This is a genomic window from Paenibacillus sp. VTT E-133291 (assembly GCF_002264395.1).
GTDB lineage: Bacteria > Bacillota > Bacilli > Paenibacillales > Paenibacillaceae > Paenibacillus_AQ > Paenibacillus_AQ nitricinens.
Map to the genome: position 1 here is coordinate 18276 of NZ_NFVA01000070.1, position 17550 is coordinate 35825.

Sequence of the window (17550 nt, forward strand, 5' to 3'; positions counted from 1 at the left end):
ATGGCGATATCACAAGCGAAGAAACTCGAACTTATCACGAAGCACGCGAAGAAGTTTACGGTTAAGCCGGGTGGAGGCACTCCCGTACTAGAGGGCGTACGTTACCTCGATGATGGATCCGTAGTCGCAACGGATCGCCACACGTTACTAAGGATAGGCGGCGCGCATAACTTTGCGGAGGCATTTACGTCTCACGCTAAGACCGGCGCGCCCGTTGACGGTCAGTATCCGGACACATCGCGCTTAATTCCGCAGGACTTTACGTCACAGATTACGCTTATCGAAACGGTTACGCGGGCGGATTTAAAGGACGCGATTGCCTGCGTAAAGGTGGCGTTAGAGACCGCTAAACTGGCGACCGGCGACAAGCGTAACATCGCGCTACTTCAATACGCGGACGAATCAGCAACCCTATCCGTTACGAGCGATACGCCTGCGCTGACATTTAGCGCCGGAATCAACGCAGATTTAAGCGGACCGGACATGGCGGTAGCATTTAACGCGGAGTATCTACTTAACGCGCTGAACGTGTTCAAGGACGCGGGCTCTCGGCGCGTAACTATCGGACTGAGCGGTAATCTGCAGCCGATCGTACTCCGCGATGAGGATAACTCTATTGACGTAATTGTGCTTCCGTATCGGATCGCGTCATGAGGGCGCCGTTACTCACCGAAGACGACTACGCCGACCTCCGCGCAGCCGTCCACCAATACGTAAGCTGCGCGATTGATAACGGAGATTACCCGGAGTATCCGGATGAGGCGGCGGAAACATTTTGCGCAGACTATCGCGTGGATTACGCACGGCTCGGCGATATGGTCGAGCGGATAATAAACGAGGAGGTTATACGTTATGGAAAACGTTATTGATAAGCTGCGCGAGTTAGAGGCGAAGGCTTCCAGCTACTATAGAATGGTCGGGGATGATGACTGGCGCGAGATTGACGATATTCTCGACGCCTACAAGCCGGAAGGCTACGAGATAGACGAAGTAGAATCGCGGCAAGGCGAGGGAGGCCGTTGGACTACGCGAGAAATTACTACGTACAAGATTACGCAGACTGACGGGAAGGTTGCGCACTTTAAAATCGACCGCGAGTGTCCGGCTACGGAAATGCAGGAAGGCGGAGACTTTGCGTTCGAAATATGGGAAGTAGTTCCGCGCGAAGTCACCGTTACAAAATACATTCCGGGGAGGGCTGCGTAATGGCATATCGAAAGATTAAGGTTCCCGTTTGCCCGCAGTGTGGCACAGAGATTGTAAACGGATATTGCTACGATTGTCGTTGCTTATGTCAGATGGTTAAACGAGACCGATGCCAAGCGTCTGGAAATTTTACAGTAGTCGACTGGTTTTCATCACGATCGAGTGCTGGTCTTATCTTAGAAGATACGGACGGTAACCGATATCCGATCTATATGTCTGATGTGTTTATGCATTTGAACGGTACGGATTTCGGAAGCCTGACGCTTGAGGAGACTAAAAAGGGATCCGCGTACGGATGGAAGATAATTACGAAGGAGGCGGCTTAATATTACGCAATCAATCGCTAATCAAATCGCGCAAGACTTTACGGACTACCTTAATCGGTGGCACTCCGCACCGGAAGTATACGACGACGCACTCGATGCGCAGATTCACAAGTGGTATAGCGACGTCCTAACGGATAAATCGCGCAAGGTATGGCCGCCGCGTAATGTTCCGTACTTCTCTCCGTCGTCAGCGGGTTCTGATCCGCGCGGTCTCTACGAAAAGATTCGCGGCGCCAAACGTGAATCAACGGATCGCCCTCCGCATCAAGGACGATGGGTCCGCATAGGAACCGCGATCGGCGACGTCATCCAGCGTGATATCCTGTTCGCGGAGAAACATTACGCGGCTTATGCCAGAGTTAAACCGCCGTTCACATTCGAGCGGAATACGTATGGCGAGCCGGTATTCGAAGACTTCGCGAAGGTGGGCGCAATCATCGAGCATACCGGTAAGAAATTCGCGCTCTACGGGACTTGCGATGGTATTATGCGCTATGAGTCTGCAGACGGCGAAGTGCTGCGTGTCGGCCTCGAAATTAAATCGAAGCAGGGAACGTTCTCCGCGACCTCCGAATATTCAACGCGGAATGGTCCGAAAGAAGACCACGTTAAACAGTGTGTATGTTATTCGAAAATGTACGGAACGGCAGAGGCGCCTATCAATTATTACGTAATCCTCTACGTGAACGCGTCGAAAAAAGCGTGGGGAATGACGCCGGAGGACTTCGCCAAGAGTCCGGATATCGCGGTGTTTGGCCTTCACATTACGGATGAAATGCGCGGAGACATACTCGATCACTTTGCGCAGATTATGGACGCGGCGGAAACGGGCAATCCCCCGCAGACTAACCTCGATCAATGGACGTTCAACGATTTCAAACGTGTAATCGCGCTATCTCTAACGGACGCCGAACTCTCGGATCTCGAACGCCAGGTAAGCGCGCTATCGCGTTCGTCACTTCCGGATTATAAAAAGCGAGGCCCTATCGAAGCGCTAGCGGATATTCAACGGATACGTTACGAAGCAACCGTAGAGGGGGCCGCCTAATTTGCAGACACCGCAATCATACGTTATTGAATCTATACACAATCTCGACGGAACAACGCATGAACGCGGAGCCCGACGCAAAGGTCAGCGCGTAGAAATCTTACGCTGCGAGGTCGGCGCGCCTATGCTCGTATGTTACCGCGATGACGGAAACAAGATCCTGCGGACGTCATTCGTACGTTCGATCGCGGATAGCGACGGAGTAGTTTCCGTTGTTACGAGTAATACCGTTTACACATTCGGAAAGGAGGCGGCGTAATGACTAAACGTATTATTAACGGAATCCTCTACGTGTTACTTATTGGCGCGCTAATGGTCGGCGGCCTGGTGTGGTTCTCGCTATTAACGTGCGGACTATTGTACGTCAGCGTTATATCTGCGCTTCTCATCGTTTGGTCGTTCATACTCGGATTTATATCGGAAGGAGGCGGAAGCGATCACGAAACAGACGAAGAAACCCGCGCTTCCTAACTTCCGTGTTCTCGGACTCGACTTATCGCTAAGTCCCGGAATCGCTGTGGTAGAAGTCCGTAATAGAACCCCGTACCTTATCGCATGTGACTCCGTAGCGACTTCGACGGCCGATACGGACGCCGTACGCAACTACACGGTCGAAACGTTTGTCGGTCACTTCGTTCGGGAGCATCGTCCGTTCGATATCGTAGTTCGCGAAGACTTTACGTCCGGACGGAATAAACGCGCGACTCAAACGATATTCAGCGCATGGGCAGCGGCAGACAGAGCGCTCGCGGCGTACGGATATTACGCGGAGGACTTGAAGCCCGCGCTTGCCCCAACGTCGGTTAAGAAATACGTAACCGGCAACGGGAAAGCGGAGAAATCGGAAGTCGCGGAGGGCGTGCGGAGATATTTGCGGTTAGATCCCGCGTATAAATTCCGGACGGGATACGATGACAGCGATGCGTTAGCGGTTTGCCTGGCGTACTTATTACGCGAAAATCTAATCGATGAAATCGGAGGGGTTGCGGCATGAGGGAATACGTAGGTTATTCACACGTTTCGGATTATACACCAGAGTTTGCAGAAAAAGCCAACACATCGATAAGGCACTGGGCCGATCTGGGATATGACGTAGAGATACATTACGCACAGTCGACGGAACCTTGCGGACGCGTATTATTCTCCGTCATGGTTACAGCATGGACCGCGCAAACATGACGCGCGAACCTGACCGCCTAACCACGCAACTCGAACGCGCCCAGCTCGCTGAGATCGCGGAACTCGAACGTGCGGTCGAAGTGTTTAGCGGACTGGCGGCGAAGTATGAACGGAAACTAGCGGAGGCTCAGCGCCGCCTTAAACGGAGTGTTAGCGATTAATTTCGCCGACTCTCCGTTTTTTTTCATTAAAAGTGTGCGAAGTGTGGAGCGGCGGCACCATACGTTATGTAAGGCGCGGACGACGAAAAAAAGTTTCCGTAAAAGTGTGCGGGACTTCCGAGCACGTCGGCTTTATCTATGTAAGACGCAGATGACGCGCAATATAAACGAGGAGGCGGTTTATTAATGGCAACGCAACAATATCGCGAAGTTAAACGTAAGGCAGCGGTGGGGGAACGGATTAAGATCGTAGCGGCGAGTTACACGATGGGACGCTACGACAACGGGGATGAATTCACGGTGAATCACGTAGACAGAGACGACGACGTTTACGTGAGCATCGACGGAAAAGATCGTCTCATCTGCTTGTCGGAGTTCGTAGTCCTTGAACCAATCGCGCAGCCTAGCGCACCGTCACCGCTCTCTGCGGATCCCCTCTACGCAGCCTTCCTCCAGTTTGTCGCGGACAATACCACTGAGATTCGCGCGATCCTGCCGCAAGTTGAGGGGCTTTACAGCCCGAAGGAGCCGCAGTTAAGCGTTGAGCCTCCGTTTAGAGTAGCGCCGATAAAGTTTACCCGCGCGGAGGTTATCGCGAAGGCGACCGCCGACGTTGCGGAGTTGCTGGCGCGGAACTATCCGCTCGGCGAGGGTTATTCGCCTAGCGCTTACTTTTCGCAAAAGGACGGATACGCCGTGACGGACGAGTGTAAATTCGTCGTTAATCGCGAAAAACGAACGGTAGTAGCGTTGATTTCCGTAATTGGCAGCACACGTATCGACCGCAAGGGAACCGCAAAATGTTCGCCAGCTGACGTATTCCACGCGGATCTCGGCAAAGCGATCGCGCTACGTAAGGCGCTTGGGTTAGCGGTACCGACCGAATATACGGACGCGCCGCAACCGGATGGTAGATACGCGAATATGATCGTTAGATACGAAAGGAAAACGCGGAAACTCGTTCCGTCAAACTTAGCGGTAATTCACGGTGAGACCGCACATACTGGTTCGATTATCGGTAAGCGCGGAGTAATCCTCGACGACACCTATGTTGACTATAGCGCTGTCTCCGCGAAAGGAGTTGCCGCCTAATGGACGTGCTGAATACGTATGGTGGCGGGATCGTCCGGTCGGTAGCGTGGTGGGGCTGGGCGCTTATTGTTCTCGCGTTGATTGGTGTTGCAGCCCTTCGCGCAGCTCTTGACGATGCCAGCGGAGCACCCGTGTTGTGTGGTATCGTCCTAATCGCTCCGTTAATTATCGTTGGATTCACGAGTGGTATCCGCCATGACACGGAAAAAGTTACGCCAGTACGCCACGAAGTCACACTCCGTCCGGGCGGCGTTATCGATGCGCGTAAATACGATATCATCGAACAGCGCGGCGCGATTTACGTAATTGAAGAACGGGAGGTAGCGCAATGAAAATATTAACCGCAGTAATCGCCGTGTATTGGTCGCTGGCCTTCGTCGGCTACGTAGTCGGCACGTATCAGCCTAGTAAGCTCATAGTCGGCGCGTTGCTTTTGTACGTAGCGGTAGATTTCGTATGTACCGCGCTTAAAGCGCAAGACCTCGAATGACAGCGCATCGCATAATCGACCGCACGCAATCCGAAATCATAGCGGAGCGCCGCGCTAAACGTACGGAAATACTTGATAAATTACGAAGGGGTGAACGGATGAAAACAACGCATGAAATAACGGTAAGCACTGGACAGCGTATGACAATTACGGACGGTATCGGACCGGTAGCGTTCATCGACGGACCTGCGCAGATTATCGTTAAGGAGGACGCGAATGAGCGACGTAATTAACGTAAAGATCACGCTAATGCCGTGCGCATCCGTTCCGCAATATGCGCGTCCTGGAGATTCGGGCTTCGATTTAGTGGCGCAAGAAGATTACGTAGTTGAGCCGGGCGCTACCGTTCTCGTCCGGACGGGAATCGCGCTGGAACTTCCGGAAGGCTACGAAGTCCAAGTACGGCCGCGTTCGGGTGTCACGTTGTGGACGAAATTACGCGTAAATCTCGGAACTATTGACGCAGGCTTCCGCGGCGAGATTGGAGTAATCGTTGATAATATCGCGCAGGTTGAGTACGACACGGAGCGTGATTACGAAACTAACGCGGTTACCGCTGTTGAAGTGGCGCAGTCGGGATCAGCGGGGACGTTGGACGGTAGCTACGTGCTCGGGTACTTTCCGCAAGGTACGTACATCATCCGCAAAGGCGAAAGGATCGCGCAAGCTGTAATCGCGCCAGTCTCACGCGCTAACTTCGTAGTCGTCGCGGAATTATCGGAGACTGAGCGCGGTAGTGGGGCGTTCGGACATACGGGGGTGAACGCAGAATGATCGTACTTAACATATATCTTACGGTCGGATTACTAATCGCGCTGGCTTTCGCTATTTACGGAGAGGTCGAGGATGAACGGTTGCATGACATTAGTGTACGAATTGTAATCCTCGTATTTATCACGCTATTCTGGTTGCCAGCGTTAGTCTTCGGGGGAATTGGCGTATCCCTTAAGAGGGGGTCGCGTAAATGAAGCGCCTACGATACGTATTCATCGCGCTATGGCTCGCGATAATCACCGGTTGCACGGCGTTTTGGTACGCGGTATTTACACTATCACTACGATAAGGAGGCGTTAATATGTCAAAACGAGAAATGATCGAATCAGCCGCGTATGTTTTCATACCGCACGAAGATTCTGGCTACGTTTGTTATAAGTCGCGCTACGAGTTCAACGCACACCGCGGCGCAGTTTATTCCGGCGAGTATGTCGCAAGTCTCGCGGATACTGGACAGACCGTGTTAATCGTAAGGGAGGCGTAATATGGCGGAAATTATTCCGTTTCCTAACGCAGTCGCCGACGCACTCGAATCGCTCGCCAAACTAGCGCGAGCCGGCCGCATAACTGGCGTCATGTTTGCGGCAACAGGACCGGACGAGCCGGCGGTATTAACCGGATGGCAAGGCGTAGATTTAACGGAGCGCGCCGTAATGTTAACACATATGCAATTCGATTTGATCGCGGGATTTATCGACGAGAATTACGGAGAGACGTAACGGGCAAACGCCTTTCCGTACGCAATAAGCCGCCGCGCTAATCATCACGCCAGCGGTGAGATGAACGGTGGATGAACGTTAAATTAAACGATAAGGGAGACGATTATTAATGACGAAAACAACGAAGTATTTGCGGTGTCACACGGCGGCAACAAAACGCGATATCACGGAAGGCAAGCGTTATGAGATCGTTGACACGGCGGAATTTCTTGGCTACGAATGCTACGTAATTATTGATGACGCTAATGATCGAAGCGCCTGGCCTATCGAAATCGACGGTGAGGGCGAAAGTTACCGTGATTGGTTCACGCTAGAAACGGACGCCGACAGCGCCGCCATTACGCTACTCCCCGACGAATCACTCGACGGTGTCTCACGTGAATATCGCGAGGTTAAGCGGAAGGCGTGCGTAGGTGAGCGGGTTAAGATCGTGGCTGCCGAATATAATACGGACTACGGAAATGGAGACGTTTTTACCGCGTTGTCTGTTGACGGAGAGGGCGACGTATTCTTCACGGATAACGCTGGCGATAGAGAGTGCGCATACTTACGGGAGTATACGGTCCTCGAACCTACGGAAATCCTCGTATTCAATTCGGAGCGCTTCCGCATGGTCGACCGTAAGGCTGCGGTGGGCGAGCGCGTGATTGTTACGGAAGACCGCGCATACTTCCGCGCAGGTCAAACGTTCGTAGTTGAGCGTACGGATTACGGGATTCCTGCGGTCGGGCTGGACGGACGCGGTAACGTTCTTGAAGCGTATTACCGCGTACTCGAACCGCTAACCTCCGCGGAACTAGCGCCGACTCCAACGCCATTATCCGCGCTACCCCTCGCCGACCAATACGCGGAGAACATTACGGTGCTCACACGTAAGATTGCGCAATTGGAGGTCGACCTGCGTGTAGCACGCGAGGATATCGTTCTCATCGAAGAAGGCGTATGCGATGATATCAAAGCGCTAGAAAAGCGCGTCCTCGCGATAGAAACGGACAGCGCGCCGACTATCGTCCCTTCTTACGTAAAAGTCGCGTCTGGTCCCGTTGATAATGCGCTGCCGTCGTTCGCGAAATCCGTAGCTCAAGGCGTTGTCGACGCGATAAATACTCCGGAAGAGACTGCGCGCAAGTTATTCGGTGAGCGTAAGTCGCCTCAACAGCTCCGCGACGAAATCGTTGAGCGTGCGAAGGCTGACGTTGAAAGAATATTAGACGAATGCTGGGCGGCGGTTCGCGTTGGGTAACTGCATAGGAGGTTTTAGGATATCCGACGAGGACTTAGAGGGGCTGTTTATCGATCATTTCCTTGTTCACGGCAAGGCACCGTCCTCCTCGGATATTAGGAGGCTCGGACTGCCGTCCATTAAAACTATCAAAGTGAGGACAGGAAAGTCCTATAACGAGTATCTACTTTATCTAGGTATCCCTACTAACAAGAGGAGTACCCCTACTAAATCGGATGAGGAAATGCTAGCCGACATTGTTGCCCTCGCGGAGGAACTGGGTAGGACGCCGATCGCCTCCGATCTCACAGGTAGAGCCGGCGTGTGTGGCAAAGGTACTTATAACAAGCGTTTCGGGACGTGGACAAACGCCCTTAAAGCCGGCGGACTAAAGCCTACTTGGTGTCCAGTTAGCGATGAAGAGCTGCTCTCTGAGTTGCGTAGGTTCAGGATAGAAACAGGCAGGAGCCCTTCTACTCGGGACCAACTCGCTTACGGGTGGGCAACGTTTCAAGTGCGCTTCGGGGGCTGGAATAACGCTTTAACTAAAGCAGGGCTTCCCCTAAACGAGAATATCTATGGAAATAAAACATACGGGAAAGACGGGTTGTTATACGACAGCATCTCCGAATCTATAGTCGCGGATTGGCTGTACGATAACGGGGTCCATTACCAGGCTCACGTTCCGTACTTTGGGAAGTTAATCGCTGACTTTAAGGTCGGTCCCTACTACATTGAGTTCTTTGGTCTTCCGAAGCTACCTGAGTACGCGGACAGGATGAAGTTAAAAAGAAGTCTGTGCTTACGTCGCGGCTACTTGCTGATTGAGCTTTTCAGTGAGGACTTAACTAACCTGGATGTAAAGCTCGGATTTCTAAAATCGAAAGGGGTTGATTATTCTGATGTTGCCTAACATCGCACTTACGGGCAAACTTCGCGCAGGGAAGTCGTTAGTTGGCGATTACCTCGCGTCAAAATACGGATATACGCAATTTGCGTTCGGCGACGAGCTTAAGCGTTATGCTCACGAATTGTTCGGAGAGCCTTCACCGGGAACGAAGCCGCGTGCGCTATATCAAGCGTTTGGACAAGCGTGCCGCGCGATAGATGATGGAATATGGATACGTAAATGTTTCGACGCGATTGCGTATATGACCGAAGATGCCGCGGCTTACAACGCGTCACTCCTCCGATATGCACCGCATATACCTCGGCGAGCATCCCACGCAGTCGTCACGGATTGCAGGCAGTTAAACGAAGCCGAAGCGCTCGCCGCACGTTCCTACGTCCTCATCCGCGTAGAAGCACCGGACGGCCTCCGCATCCAGCGCGCCGTCAACTCGGGGGATACGTTCAATTACGCGGATCTCATGCACGGAACGGAAACGGCGCTCGACAGATATACATCGGATTTTACCGTAATGAATGACGAGGGGCTGGCGGAGTTGTATGCGCAGATTGACGAGATTATTGAGTCGCTACGCTCCTCTCGGGAGGCGGCGTAATGTCAACGGATGATTACCGCGCAGGTTACGAAGCCGGCTATATGAGTGGCCGGATTGACGCGATTAAAGCGGAGCCTTACGACGATCGGACTCCGCTGGCGAAGCGGGAGAATACGGAGGTGAGTGCGGATGATAGACGAACGCTTTTCACCGCCGATTGAGCCGCGTGTCTCCGCACTATGCATGTACTGCGGCGGTGATATTTACGTAGGAGATGAGATTACGTGGTATTCGAACGGAGACGTCACGCACGAAGGCGATTGTGAGAATGGGTATGTGGCGGCTGAACTCGGTATAATGCGGACGATTGCGGAGTGATATTCTCAAGTTTCAGCGTTAGAATATTTCACAATAGCGGAGGCTACTACGTGCGGAATCGTTCATATAACGTAGGGCTGACGCTCGAATACGGATAAAGGGGCGGGTTATATGTTTAATGCTGACGTTATGTTCTCGTCAAAAACAGACCTTCATGCAACTCCTATCGATTTTTTTAACGTACTAAACGCGGAGTTTTTCTTCGAAACGGACGTGTGCGCGCTCGCTGATAATGCTAAGTGCGCTAATTACTTCACTCCGGAAATGGACGGGCTTGCACAAGAATGGCGGGGCGTCTGCTGGATGAACCCGCCTTATGGCCGGACGATAGGCGAGTGGGTGCGCAAAGCCTACGAATCAGCGCAAGCAGGCGCAACAATTGTCGGTTTACTCCCCGCACGCACAGATACGAAGTGGTTTCACGATTACGTTTATGGAAAAGCGGAGACACGCTTCGTTCGTGGGCGCTTAAAATTCGGAGATGCTAAAAACTCCGCGCCATTTCCTTCGGTAGTCGTCGTATGGCGTCCGGAAGTTTCAAACGTTAAGGAGGCGGCGTAATGGGCTCGGTAAAAATCGACGTAGAAAAAGGCGCACGCACATACGAAGTTAAATATACGCTCTCGGACGCAGCCGGCGTCAAAAAGCTCCTCCGCGATCGCCACCACGTAAGCAGCGCACGTTTTCTCGGCGATTATAACGCTGCAGATACGCTTATCGACTTAAACTCCGCCATCAACAGCGCCGGCCTTACGGAGCGCCAGGCGGAATCCATCGCGTGGGTTTATGGCGTTGACCTGACGCAATCAGAGGCGGCGAAAGCGATGGGCATAGCGCAGCAGACCGTTAAGCAATCCGTAGACGAGGCGGCGGGCAAGATCGCGGCGGTTTATCGCAAGTGGGAATACGGAGAAATTACGGTTGCCTACGTATTGACGGACGAAGACGATAACGAAATGGAGGCGGCTTAGACGATGGGACAAACGTATATTGAACGCACGACAGCCGCAATTGAGGCACTAGAATCCGCGCTCCGTACGCACTTTAAGGCGGAGGAGCCACGCGCCATTACGTTCACATATAACGGCGCTACTTACGATGTCCGCGATCGAGAAACGCGCATGTTACTTGTAGCCGCGATCCAGGACGCTTATTACCGCGAGCACGGCGAATATAACCAACGGAAGCTCGATGAATGGTACGCGGAACAGGCGGACGGCTCACGAAATAAAGCGCGCCAACGCCCGTCGCCAGTTAAAGCGGATTCTACGCTAATGGACCGCTTGACCGACGCCGTGCTCTACGAAGAGATCACGGACCCGAATCCGCATAAGATCGCACATACGGAATATCCGTTTATGTCCGAACGGCAGCTCGATCTCCGGCGCGACCGTGAGACGTCCGATACGGCGGCGGAAGCACACGGAGTTGATGGGCGCGATCACCGGACGCCGACGAAACGGGCGCGTACGCCGTATGAACGGAGAATGGTCGATGCTGGCGCGAAAATACGGAATGCGGCGAGGGCTGCGCGATATAAGCGGGATACAGCGCCGGGGCGAGTAGTAGCATATAATCTGCGCGATACTTGCGGTGAGCTTACGGAGCCATTTACGCAGAAAGCCGGAATAGGTGCGCGGTGGTTGGCGGATATGAGCGCGGTTAACGACGTGACGGTAGAGAGCGCGGATGAATATGCAAGGGAGGCGGCGTAATGGGGAAAGCGGACCGTGCGCGATGGGACGGAAATGTACGCTCGATGGCAATTGTTGCGAAACGTGACGAAGACATTACGCCAGAAGACGTACAGTTTCTACGCGATAATTATACGTCAACTGGCGGACTTTTACCGAACGCATACGCAGGTGGCGCTTTCTATACGCCGCCTCACGTAGCGCGGTTTATTACGGAAGCATTGCGGGGCTTGAGCGGAGGTTCATTTCCGCAAGGCTCCCGTTTTCTTGAGCCGAGTGCAGGTTCCGGTGTGTTTATTGAACACTTACCCTCTGACGCGGAGATAACAGCGCTTGAACTCGACGAGACTTCTGCGCGGGTAACTTCGCTTATCTATCCGCAGGTCAGCGTAATCCAGGGCGACGCGTTTCTTCATAGCCGACGCGATTACTACGATTACATTATCGGTAATCCTCCGTATGGGGTGAGTATCGATGTAGCTGCAGCGGAATTGCATGACACGTTTGAAACGTTGAAAGTGGCGAAGGGGCGCGCGAAAGGTAAGTCTGAATCAGCGTTTATCGAGCTCGCGATTAAAGCGGCCAAGCCCGGCGGTTACATTGCGTTTGTATTGCCGCTGGGTTTATCGTTCGCCAACTATGCGGAGACAGTACGGAAGCTTCTGTACCGTACGTGTTGGCACGTTGCGACGATCGGACTTCCAGGCGAGACATTTGCACTGACAGGTACGACGATTGAGACGCAGATACTTATCGTACGTAAAGCGCCGCCTGGCACTCCGCTAATTCCTTCCGTAGAAACGCGTTGGGGATCGAACTTTAAACGCGGAGGTTACGAAGACATCACGGAGTTTGGCGCTAAGTTTCTCGCGGGACAGCCGCCGGCATACTTCGCGAAGATAACGGATATTGGCTACGATAAGGACGGCCGCTCTACGGATAAATGGGGCGATGGGCTAACGCAGCTCGATGAGTTGCTGGCGGACTTTACAGACGATTACCTTACGCGCTCGAACCTGTATCCTCATATTCCTTCGTGGCATAGCATTAAGGACGTCAGCGCGTTTATGTTCTCGCACGCAAACGGTTCTTGCGACGGGTATAGAGACGCGAGCCGAACGTATGGACACGGTACGAAAGCGCAGGCCACCGGACCTTACCGCTGGAATGAGTTGACGCTCGGAGCCGGTACGGAAATAACGTGGGGTGGCGCGGAGGTTAGTACGTTCGACTTTACGTGGCAGGATCGGATAGTCGACGATTATTATGCAGCGCCAGTATACGAAGAAAAGGCCGCAGCTTAATCGCGCGGCTCTTTTTCTAATTCGAGTATATCCGTTATCTCAACGTCCAACACTTCGCACATTTTAGCGAGGTTTTCTAACGGTAGCCGCACCGTTTTGTTAGCGCACATCTCTCCGATAGACGGGTGGCGGATTCCGGTCATGCGCGCGAATTCACGTTGGCTGATGCCGCGTTCTTCGAGGATGGCGGCGAGTTTAATGCGGACTGTATACATAGGTGGCACCTCCTGCGTTTAGTATAGCGCAACTTTCGGTACGGTAAAAGTAACACTGACGTATTGACACGTTAAACGTAACGGTGTATATTTACGTTATAAGTGGTACGCTAAACGTATCGATAACGGAGGAACCCCGCTATGAAAACCGCCGACGACCGCCTCGTTTACTATATCCGCAAGCTCGATAGATATGGAGAACGCCTTCGCCTCGATCCGGAATATGACCGCTGGGGCTGGCGGCGTTATCGTTTGTTATCGTATAGGAATCACGTGTTCAAACTGTGTAACCGCGAGTCTGCGAGGAAAGTTCGGAAGGAGTTGCGCTAATATGGAATACTACGAAAATCACCTCGCACATTTGCGTGAGCTGGACGCTAAATATGGATCGGATATGGTTAGCGCGGTTCATGCCCGAATAGTTAGCGCGAAGTTGCGTGAGTCGTGGCATACAGACACGGAGGTGCTGGCGATAGTACGTGAGCTAGACCGCGCGTACCGCGAGATTATCGTTACGTCTAACTCGCGTACGTAAATAGGACGCAGTGAGGCCAGATGCTTTCTGGTCTTTTCGCATTCCATAACTTACCGCACCAGTCACCTCTAACCACGCGCTATAATTAGCGTAGAGGTGGTAATATGTTTATTTCTCCGATGTTACTAGAAACAGCGGCGGCCCCGTTCTCTGACTCGCGCTATATCTACGAGCCGAAAATCGACGGTCACCGCTTAATATATTCGCAAGAAGGCGGAGTTGTCCGCTTATACACGCGTCATAACAACGAATGCACGCTCCAGTATCCCGAAATAGCTAACGCAGTTTTTCCGCATGATATCGTACTGGACGGCGAAGTTGCCTGTATTGATCCGGCAACCGGCGCAATCAACTTTGAATCCGTCATGTCGCGTTTTCAAGCGCGGCGCTCCGATAAGATACGGCAGCTAACGCAGACTCTTCCGGTTACTTACGTTGTGTTCGATATTCTGCGCTATAAGGGCGAGGACTTGCGTAATCGTCCGCTAATGGAGCGTAAGGGAATACTCGCAGGCTTGGCGCTTCCTAACGAACATTTCGGTGTGACTCCGTATATTGAGGGCGCCGGCGAAGCGTTATTTGCGCAAATGCAGGCGCGAGCTATGGAGGGCGTCGTTGCCAAGCGGAAGAATAGCGTGTATGAAACCGGACGGCGATCCGCTCAGTGGCAAAAGATCATTAACTGGACGTATGCCGACGTTTATTTGAGCGGATACAAAAAGGCGGAGTTCGGATGGCTCGCGTCTGTGCCTACGGATAGCGGTAAAATGCGTGCGGCTGGCGTTATCGAGTTTGGCGTATCACCTACGCATAAAAAGGCGTTCTATGGCGTGAGTAAGGCGCTGATTACCGGCGAGGATAGCGACTTCGTGTACGTGGAGCCGCGGATTAGAGCGCGCGTGAAAATACGAAATTGGACTCGCGCGGGCATGCTGCGGAGTCCGGTATTTACGGAGTTTATCGTATAGACGCTGGCTCCGCGCTATCTTTCCAGTCTTGCGCTACTACCGCACCAAATTCCGCTATATACTGCGCCATTCTCGTGCGCATATCATCGCGCAGAACCTCGCGGGCAACCGCATATGTCTCCGGCTGCGAATGCCCTTTCCGCGTAAATTCAACGTGGATCAACCCGTTAAGCTCCGCGCTTCTTAATATCCGCAGGCCCGCGCGATTTAGCGCCAGGCGGTTCTCGCGCAGGTCGGCCGTAATCTTCTGTTTAATATACGTGCCGGATGCGGCATACGCACGATTGAGAACGTTGTGCGCGTGTTCAAGTTCGTCAAGGCCGCGCTGTACGGTGGCCGTAAGCTGCGGGTATAGTACGTAATCGCGTAATAGTGCGTTATCTTCTGACATAGCGTGAGACCTCCGTAAATAAGAACGTATGTACGTATTATATGCGATAGGGCGCACGTTATCAATAGTAATTCGCCTAGCTTGCGTATTTGAACGTGCAGATCTCGCGCAAATAATACTCGCCGCGTACCTTTACGGAGGCCAGCGTAATATCTTCGATTACTCCGCTGCCTACGAGTTCTTCCGCGATAAAGACTACGATAGGCGAGCGTTCAAGCTGCGCGGTGTAAAGGTGAACGTTAGAGGTTAGCGGCTTCATAAATCGACTCATTAGCGCAGTCCTTTCGTGTGAGATTCCGTACTATTTCGACAAATTAGCGCCAGTTCCTTTCAAGGAGGTGGCGTTTTTATTTGCGGAAAGAAGCTGCCGATACCTGTAAAAAGCGTGATTTCACGGCTATACATATGTAAGGAATTTTTTTTACGGGGATAGGCTGACGGGCCGAAAGCGAGATACTCCGACACTCGCCTCCCCATTATTATTTTTAGTCGGAAAATACGCAAAGGAGAGCGATGATATGGGAATCACAGTTACACTACCAGAAAGTGTTTCGCACACTAAGGAAGAGTTTGAGAGGCACCGGTTATGGCTATCCGGAGTTTCCGGAGTGTATGTACTTCGGGATATTGAGGGCGCGTGTCTGTATGTGGGAAAGTCAACAAACCTTTGGACACGGGTCAGTAGCCACATCAAGGGCCATCAGGACTCCATCCGTTTCTATAAACAAATACACTCTATAACCTTATATCAGTCAGGTAGTCAATTTGAGGTCGATATTTATGAGACGTATCTGATAAATGAGCTAATGCCGAAGTACAACAGGGATAAGATGTTCTTCGCGGGACACATTGGAGAACTTTCGGATGCCCTGGAACTAATAGACGAGAGACTACACTACCTTAGAGAAGACCGCGCTGGATTGTTATTAGCGATTGCAAGATCGGAAGACTTCGCTGAAGATGAGTTCGGGGATGAGCGCGTGATCCGTTTCGAGGAGGCTGCTAACGCCTCACAGCTTCGGGAGGTTGAGCGGAAGATACATAACCTTACTGAGGAACGCTGGCGTACAAGGGGTAAACTCACGATCGCGGGAGGTGTTTCCGCATGAATAACGCAGACATCCACGTTTATTACGACGAAGCGCTCGGCCAATACCGCGAGAGCTATCCGGTAGACGGCTACGTACACGAAACTGTCGAAGAACGCCAGCGCAAGCGTGATCATGCGCAACGTGAGGACGCAAGAACGCGTAACACACGCCATTATGTAACGTCGTACCACGAACCTGTACGTGAGCTAGCGTTAATGCTTGAGATAAACGAGCTAGGCGCGATTATGAAGCTCATTCCGTATATGAGGCGCGATAAAAGCGGCGATTTATTCGTAGAGAGTAAGCGTATGGGTATCGCGGAGATTGCGAAGGCGGTCGGCAAGGCTCAGCGGTGGACAGAAGGCGTAGTTAAGACGCTTACCACTTGCGGAGTTCTTACGGAGAAGAAAGACGGCAGGCGGAAGGTATACGGAGTTAATCCGGCTTATCATACGATGGGTGAAACGGTGCCAGGTGCACGCTACACGAAAGTATACCAAGTAAAAACGAGATCGGACGTTAAGAACCTTTCGGTTCAAGCGGCCGGTCTTTTATATTGCATGATTCCGCACATACACTACGAGCGCCTCTACCTCGTGCACAATCCGGATGAGCGTGACTACGACGCGCTGGATCACATGAGGCAGGCGGATCTTGCGCGAGCTATCGGCGTTGAAGAGCAGACGGTTACGCGTGCGATGAAGGAGCTTAGTCGCTTCGGCTTCGTGATGCGATCGGAAGCTTACGGGGCTATCGTCATTAAGATGAATCCGGACGTGATGTACCGTAAGAAGTATGATGACGATGAGTATACGCAGGGCATACGCTACGAGTTCGAGCAGAACGCGAAGGCAGCGGAGTCGTTCGGACTGCTTGACGATGAGCTTCCGTACTAAAACGTTCCATATACTGCGGAGTTAGGGCAATTTCGTTCCATATACTGCGGAGTTCAAAAGTGGCTTCGACCTTAGAGCAGCGCGGGTTTGAGGCTGTTTTGGGGTCGGGGCAACTCTTATCTTATATACTGCGTAATAAGACGCCTAAAGATTACGGAGAAGAGCACTCCGACACTTCGGCGAAAACCGTGCCTTGTGTAACTATTATCTAACCTCGCCGATCTTTAATAAAAGCTTGGGCGCATTTAAATAACATGTTCCGAAGACGCGACAGCGACAAGGTGTGAAGCCGACTTTTGGCTGAACAGGCACTATGCTGAAACCTTTGTCTGATAGATACATGAAGCTTACTCATCGAAGTATCTCATGTAGACAACACAAAGAATAACGCGGATGTTAAAGCGGTAGCGAACGTA

Annotated in this window: 34 protein-coding genes; 30 read left to right on the forward strand and 4 right to left on the reverse strand. The window is 52.3% G+C overall.

The genetic code is table 11. The annotated features are described in order from the left end of the window. From CA598_RS23115 to CA598_RS23130, 3 genes are all read left to right on the forward strand, one after another. Positions 1 to 654 carry a beta clamp domain-containing protein gene (locus tag CA598_RS23115; RefSeq protein ID WP_094878027.1) on the forward strand — a complete coding sequence of 218 codons (654 nt, stop codon included), beginning with the start codon at positions 1 to 3 and terminating at the stop codon, positions 652 to 654. A 198-nt stretch (positions 655 to 852) separates the two neighbouring features. Beyond that, positions 853 to 1206, forward strand: coding sequence for a hypothetical protein (locus CA598_RS23125; RefSeq protein ID WP_036679038.1), 354 nt, complete (start codon positions 853 to 855; stop codon positions 1204 to 1206). Next, complete coding sequence (locus tag CA598_RS23130; RefSeq protein ID WP_076179440.1) at positions 1206 to 1532, forward strand: hypothetical protein; 327 nt, start codon at positions 1206 to 1208, stop codon at positions 1530 to 1532. The genes CA598_RS23125 and CA598_RS23130 overlap by 1 nt, the downstream gene beginning before the upstream one ends. 50 nt (positions 1533 to 1582) lie before the next feature. On the opposite strand, the gene CA598_RS33070 is transcribed toward CA598_RS23130, so the two are convergent. Further along, on the reverse strand, positions 1583 to 1780 hold the full coding sequence (locus CA598_RS33070; protein WP_256990605.1) for a hypothetical protein: 198 nt from the start codon (positions 1778 to 1780) through the stop codon (positions 1583 to 1585). A 176-nt stretch (positions 1781 to 1956) separates the two neighbouring features. On the opposite strand from CA598_RS33070, the gene CA598_RS33075 reads away from it, so the two are divergent. The 22 genes from CA598_RS33075 to CA598_RS23225 all read left to right on the forward strand — a co-directional run bounded on the left by CA598_RS33075 (position 1957) and on the right by CA598_RS23225 (position 13038). Next, entirely contained in the window at positions 1957 to 2580 is a 624-nt protein-coding gene (locus CA598_RS33075; RefSeq protein ID WP_256990606.1) for a hypothetical protein, read from the forward strand. Position 2581: 1 nt separating this feature from the next. Continuing rightward, a complete protein-coding gene (locus CA598_RS23140) occupies positions 2582 to 2839 on the forward strand; it encodes a hypothetical protein (protein ID WP_094878030.1) in 258 nt (85 codons plus the stop codon). After that, positions 2839 to 3051 carry a hypothetical protein gene (locus CA598_RS23145; protein WP_094878031.1) on the forward strand — a complete coding sequence of 71 codons (213 nt, stop codon included), beginning with the start codon at positions 2839 to 2841 and terminating at the stop codon, positions 3049 to 3051. Before CA598_RS23140 ends, CA598_RS23145 begins: the two co-directional genes overlap by 1 nt. Then, positions 3017 to 3574: a crossover junction endodeoxyribonuclease RuvC gene (locus CA598_RS23150; RefSeq protein ID WP_256990613.1), complete on the forward strand. Its 558-nt coding sequence runs from the start codon at positions 3017 to 3019 to the stop codon at positions 3572 to 3574. The genes CA598_RS23145 and CA598_RS23150 overlap by 35 nt, the downstream gene beginning before the upstream one ends. Continuing rightward, a complete protein-coding gene (locus CA598_RS23155) occupies positions 3571 to 3759 on the forward strand; it encodes a hypothetical protein (protein WP_094878033.1) in 189 nt (62 codons plus the stop codon). Before CA598_RS23150 ends, CA598_RS23155 begins: the two co-directional genes overlap by 4 nt. Positions 3760 to 4106: 347 nt before the next feature. After that, entirely contained in the window at positions 4107 to 5012 is a 906-nt protein-coding gene (locus tag CA598_RS23160; protein ID WP_094878034.1) for a hypothetical protein, read from the forward strand. Then, positions 5012 to 5344 (forward strand): hypothetical protein, encoded by a 333-nt coding sequence (locus CA598_RS23165; RefSeq protein ID WP_094878035.1) that lies wholly within the window; start codon positions 5012 to 5014, stop codon positions 5342 to 5344. Before CA598_RS23160 ends, CA598_RS23165 begins: the two co-directional genes overlap by 1 nt. Then, entirely contained in the window at positions 5341 to 5502 is a 162-nt protein-coding gene (locus CA598_RS32415) for a hypothetical protein (protein ID WP_179283748.1), read from the forward strand. Before CA598_RS23165 ends, CA598_RS32415 begins: the two co-directional genes overlap by 4 nt. Before the next feature lie 98 nt (positions 5503 to 5600). Then, complete coding sequence (locus tag CA598_RS33080; protein ID WP_256990607.1) at positions 5601 to 5735, forward strand: hypothetical protein; 135 nt, start codon at positions 5601 to 5603, stop codon at positions 5733 to 5735. Between the two features lie 16 nt (positions 5736 to 5751). Further along, the gene (locus CA598_RS23175; protein WP_256990608.1) at positions 5752 to 6276 is read left to right on the forward strand and encodes a dUTP diphosphatase; all 525 of its coding nucleotides are present in this window, start codon (positions 5752 to 5754) and stop codon (positions 6274 to 6276) included. Next, positions 6273 to 6470, forward strand: coding sequence for a hypothetical protein (locus CA598_RS23180; RefSeq protein WP_094878037.1), 198 nt, complete (start codon positions 6273 to 6275; stop codon positions 6468 to 6470). The genes CA598_RS23175 and CA598_RS23180 overlap by 4 nt, the downstream gene beginning before the upstream one ends. A gap of 107 nt (positions 6471 to 6577) precedes the next feature. Further along, on the forward strand, positions 6578 to 6760 hold the full coding sequence (locus CA598_RS23185; protein ID WP_094878038.1) for a hypothetical protein: 183 nt from the start codon (positions 6578 to 6580) through the stop codon (positions 6758 to 6760). A 1-nt stretch (position 6761) separates the two neighbouring features. Beyond that, the gene (locus CA598_RS23190) at positions 6762 to 6995 is read left to right on the forward strand and encodes a hypothetical protein (protein WP_094878039.1); all 234 of its coding nucleotides are present in this window, start codon (positions 6762 to 6764) and stop codon (positions 6993 to 6995) included. A gap of 109 nt (positions 6996 to 7104) precedes the next feature. After that, positions 7105 to 8238 carry a hypothetical protein gene (locus CA598_RS23195; RefSeq protein WP_094878040.1) on the forward strand — a complete coding sequence of 378 codons (1134 nt, stop codon included), beginning with the start codon at positions 7105 to 7107 and terminating at the stop codon, positions 8236 to 8238. Further along, positions 8231 to 9130 carry a homing endonuclease associated repeat-containing protein gene (locus tag CA598_RS23200; protein WP_094878041.1) on the forward strand — a complete coding sequence of 300 codons (900 nt, stop codon included), beginning with the start codon at positions 8231 to 8233 and terminating at the stop codon, positions 9128 to 9130. The genes CA598_RS23195 and CA598_RS23200 overlap by 8 nt, the downstream gene beginning before the upstream one ends. Next, a complete protein-coding gene (locus CA598_RS23205) occupies positions 9120 to 9722 on the forward strand; it encodes a nucleoside/nucleotide kinase family protein (RefSeq protein WP_094878042.1) in 603 nt (200 codons plus the stop codon). Before CA598_RS23200 ends, CA598_RS23205 begins: the two co-directional genes overlap by 11 nt. Continuing rightward, positions 9722 to 9883 carry a hypothetical protein gene (locus CA598_RS32420; RefSeq protein WP_179283750.1) on the forward strand — a complete coding sequence of 54 codons (162 nt, stop codon included), beginning with the start codon at positions 9722 to 9724 and terminating at the stop codon, positions 9881 to 9883. The genes CA598_RS23205 and CA598_RS32420 overlap by 1 nt, the downstream gene beginning before the upstream one ends. Further along, entirely contained in the window at positions 9852 to 10040 is a 189-nt protein-coding gene (locus tag CA598_RS32015; protein ID WP_143812444.1) for a hypothetical protein, read from the forward strand. Before CA598_RS32420 ends, CA598_RS32015 begins: the two co-directional genes overlap by 32 nt. A 111-nt stretch (positions 10041 to 10151) precedes the next feature. Further along, a complete protein-coding gene (locus tag CA598_RS23210; protein WP_094878043.1) occupies positions 10152 to 10601 on the forward strand; it encodes a DNA N-6-adenine-methyltransferase in 450 nt (149 codons plus the stop codon). Continuing rightward, entirely contained in the window at positions 10601 to 11011 is a 411-nt protein-coding gene (locus CA598_RS23215; protein ID WP_094878044.1) for a sigma factor-like helix-turn-helix DNA-binding protein, read from the forward strand. The genes CA598_RS23210 and CA598_RS23215 overlap by 1 nt, the downstream gene beginning before the upstream one ends. 3 nt (positions 11012 to 11014) lie before the next feature. Next, entirely contained in the window at positions 11015 to 11755 is a 741-nt protein-coding gene (locus CA598_RS23220) for a hypothetical protein (protein WP_094878045.1), read from the forward strand. Continuing rightward, a complete protein-coding gene (locus CA598_RS23225) occupies positions 11755 to 13038 on the forward strand; it encodes an HsdM family class I SAM-dependent methyltransferase (RefSeq protein WP_094878046.1) in 1284 nt (427 codons plus the stop codon). The genes CA598_RS23220 and CA598_RS23225 overlap by 1 nt, the downstream gene beginning before the upstream one ends. Here the strand turns inward: CA598_RS23225 and CA598_RS23230 are convergent. Then, positions 13035 to 13253, reverse strand: a complete 219-nt coding sequence (locus CA598_RS23230) for a helix-turn-helix domain-containing protein (protein ID WP_094878047.1) — start codon at positions 13251 to 13253, stop codon at positions 13035 to 13037. The genes CA598_RS23225 and CA598_RS23230 overlap by 4 nt on opposite strands. A 331-nt stretch (positions 13254 to 13584) precedes the next feature. On the opposite strand from CA598_RS23230, the gene CA598_RS23235 reads away from it, so the two are divergent. Next, a complete protein-coding gene (locus CA598_RS23235) occupies positions 13585 to 13788 on the forward strand; it encodes a hypothetical protein (RefSeq protein ID WP_094878048.1) in 204 nt (67 codons plus the stop codon). A 104-nt stretch (positions 13789 to 13892) separates the two neighbouring features. Beyond that, positions 13893 to 14756: an ATP-dependent DNA ligase gene (locus tag CA598_RS23240; RefSeq protein ID WP_094878049.1), complete on the forward strand. Its 864-nt coding sequence runs from the start codon at positions 13893 to 13895 to the stop codon at positions 14754 to 14756. Here CA598_RS23240 and CA598_RS23245 read toward each other — a convergent pair. Next, positions 14746 to 15204, reverse strand: a complete 459-nt coding sequence (locus CA598_RS23245) for a YhjD family protein (RefSeq protein ID WP_143812445.1) — start codon at positions 15202 to 15204, stop codon at positions 14746 to 14748. The two genes, CA598_RS23240 and CA598_RS23245, sit on opposite strands and share 11 nt — an antisense overlap. Positions 15205 to 15223: 19 nt before the next feature. Further along, entirely contained in the window at positions 15224 to 15418 is a 195-nt protein-coding gene (locus CA598_RS23250) for a hypothetical protein (RefSeq protein WP_256990609.1), read from the reverse strand. Between the two features lie 247 nt (positions 15419 to 15665). On the opposite strand from CA598_RS23250, the gene CA598_RS23255 reads away from it, so the two are divergent. From CA598_RS23255 to CA598_RS32425, 3 genes are read left to right on the forward strand one after another with little or no spacing between them, the layout of a single operon-like run. Then, positions 15666 to 16256: a nucleotide excision repair endonuclease gene (locus CA598_RS23255; RefSeq protein WP_094878052.1), complete on the forward strand. Its 591-nt coding sequence runs from the start codon at positions 15666 to 15668 to the stop codon at positions 16254 to 16256. Next, positions 16253 to 17134: a helix-turn-helix domain-containing protein gene (locus CA598_RS23260; RefSeq protein ID WP_094878053.1), complete on the forward strand. Its 882-nt coding sequence runs from the start codon at positions 16253 to 16255 to the stop codon at positions 17132 to 17134. Before CA598_RS23255 ends, CA598_RS23260 begins: the two co-directional genes overlap by 4 nt. 59 nt (positions 17135 to 17193) lie before the next feature. Further along, positions 17194 to 17346: a hypothetical protein gene (locus tag CA598_RS32425; protein ID WP_179283751.1), complete on the forward strand. Its 153-nt coding sequence runs from the start codon at positions 17194 to 17196 to the stop codon at positions 17344 to 17346. The last annotated feature ends 204 nt before the right edge of the window (positions 17347 to 17550 follow it).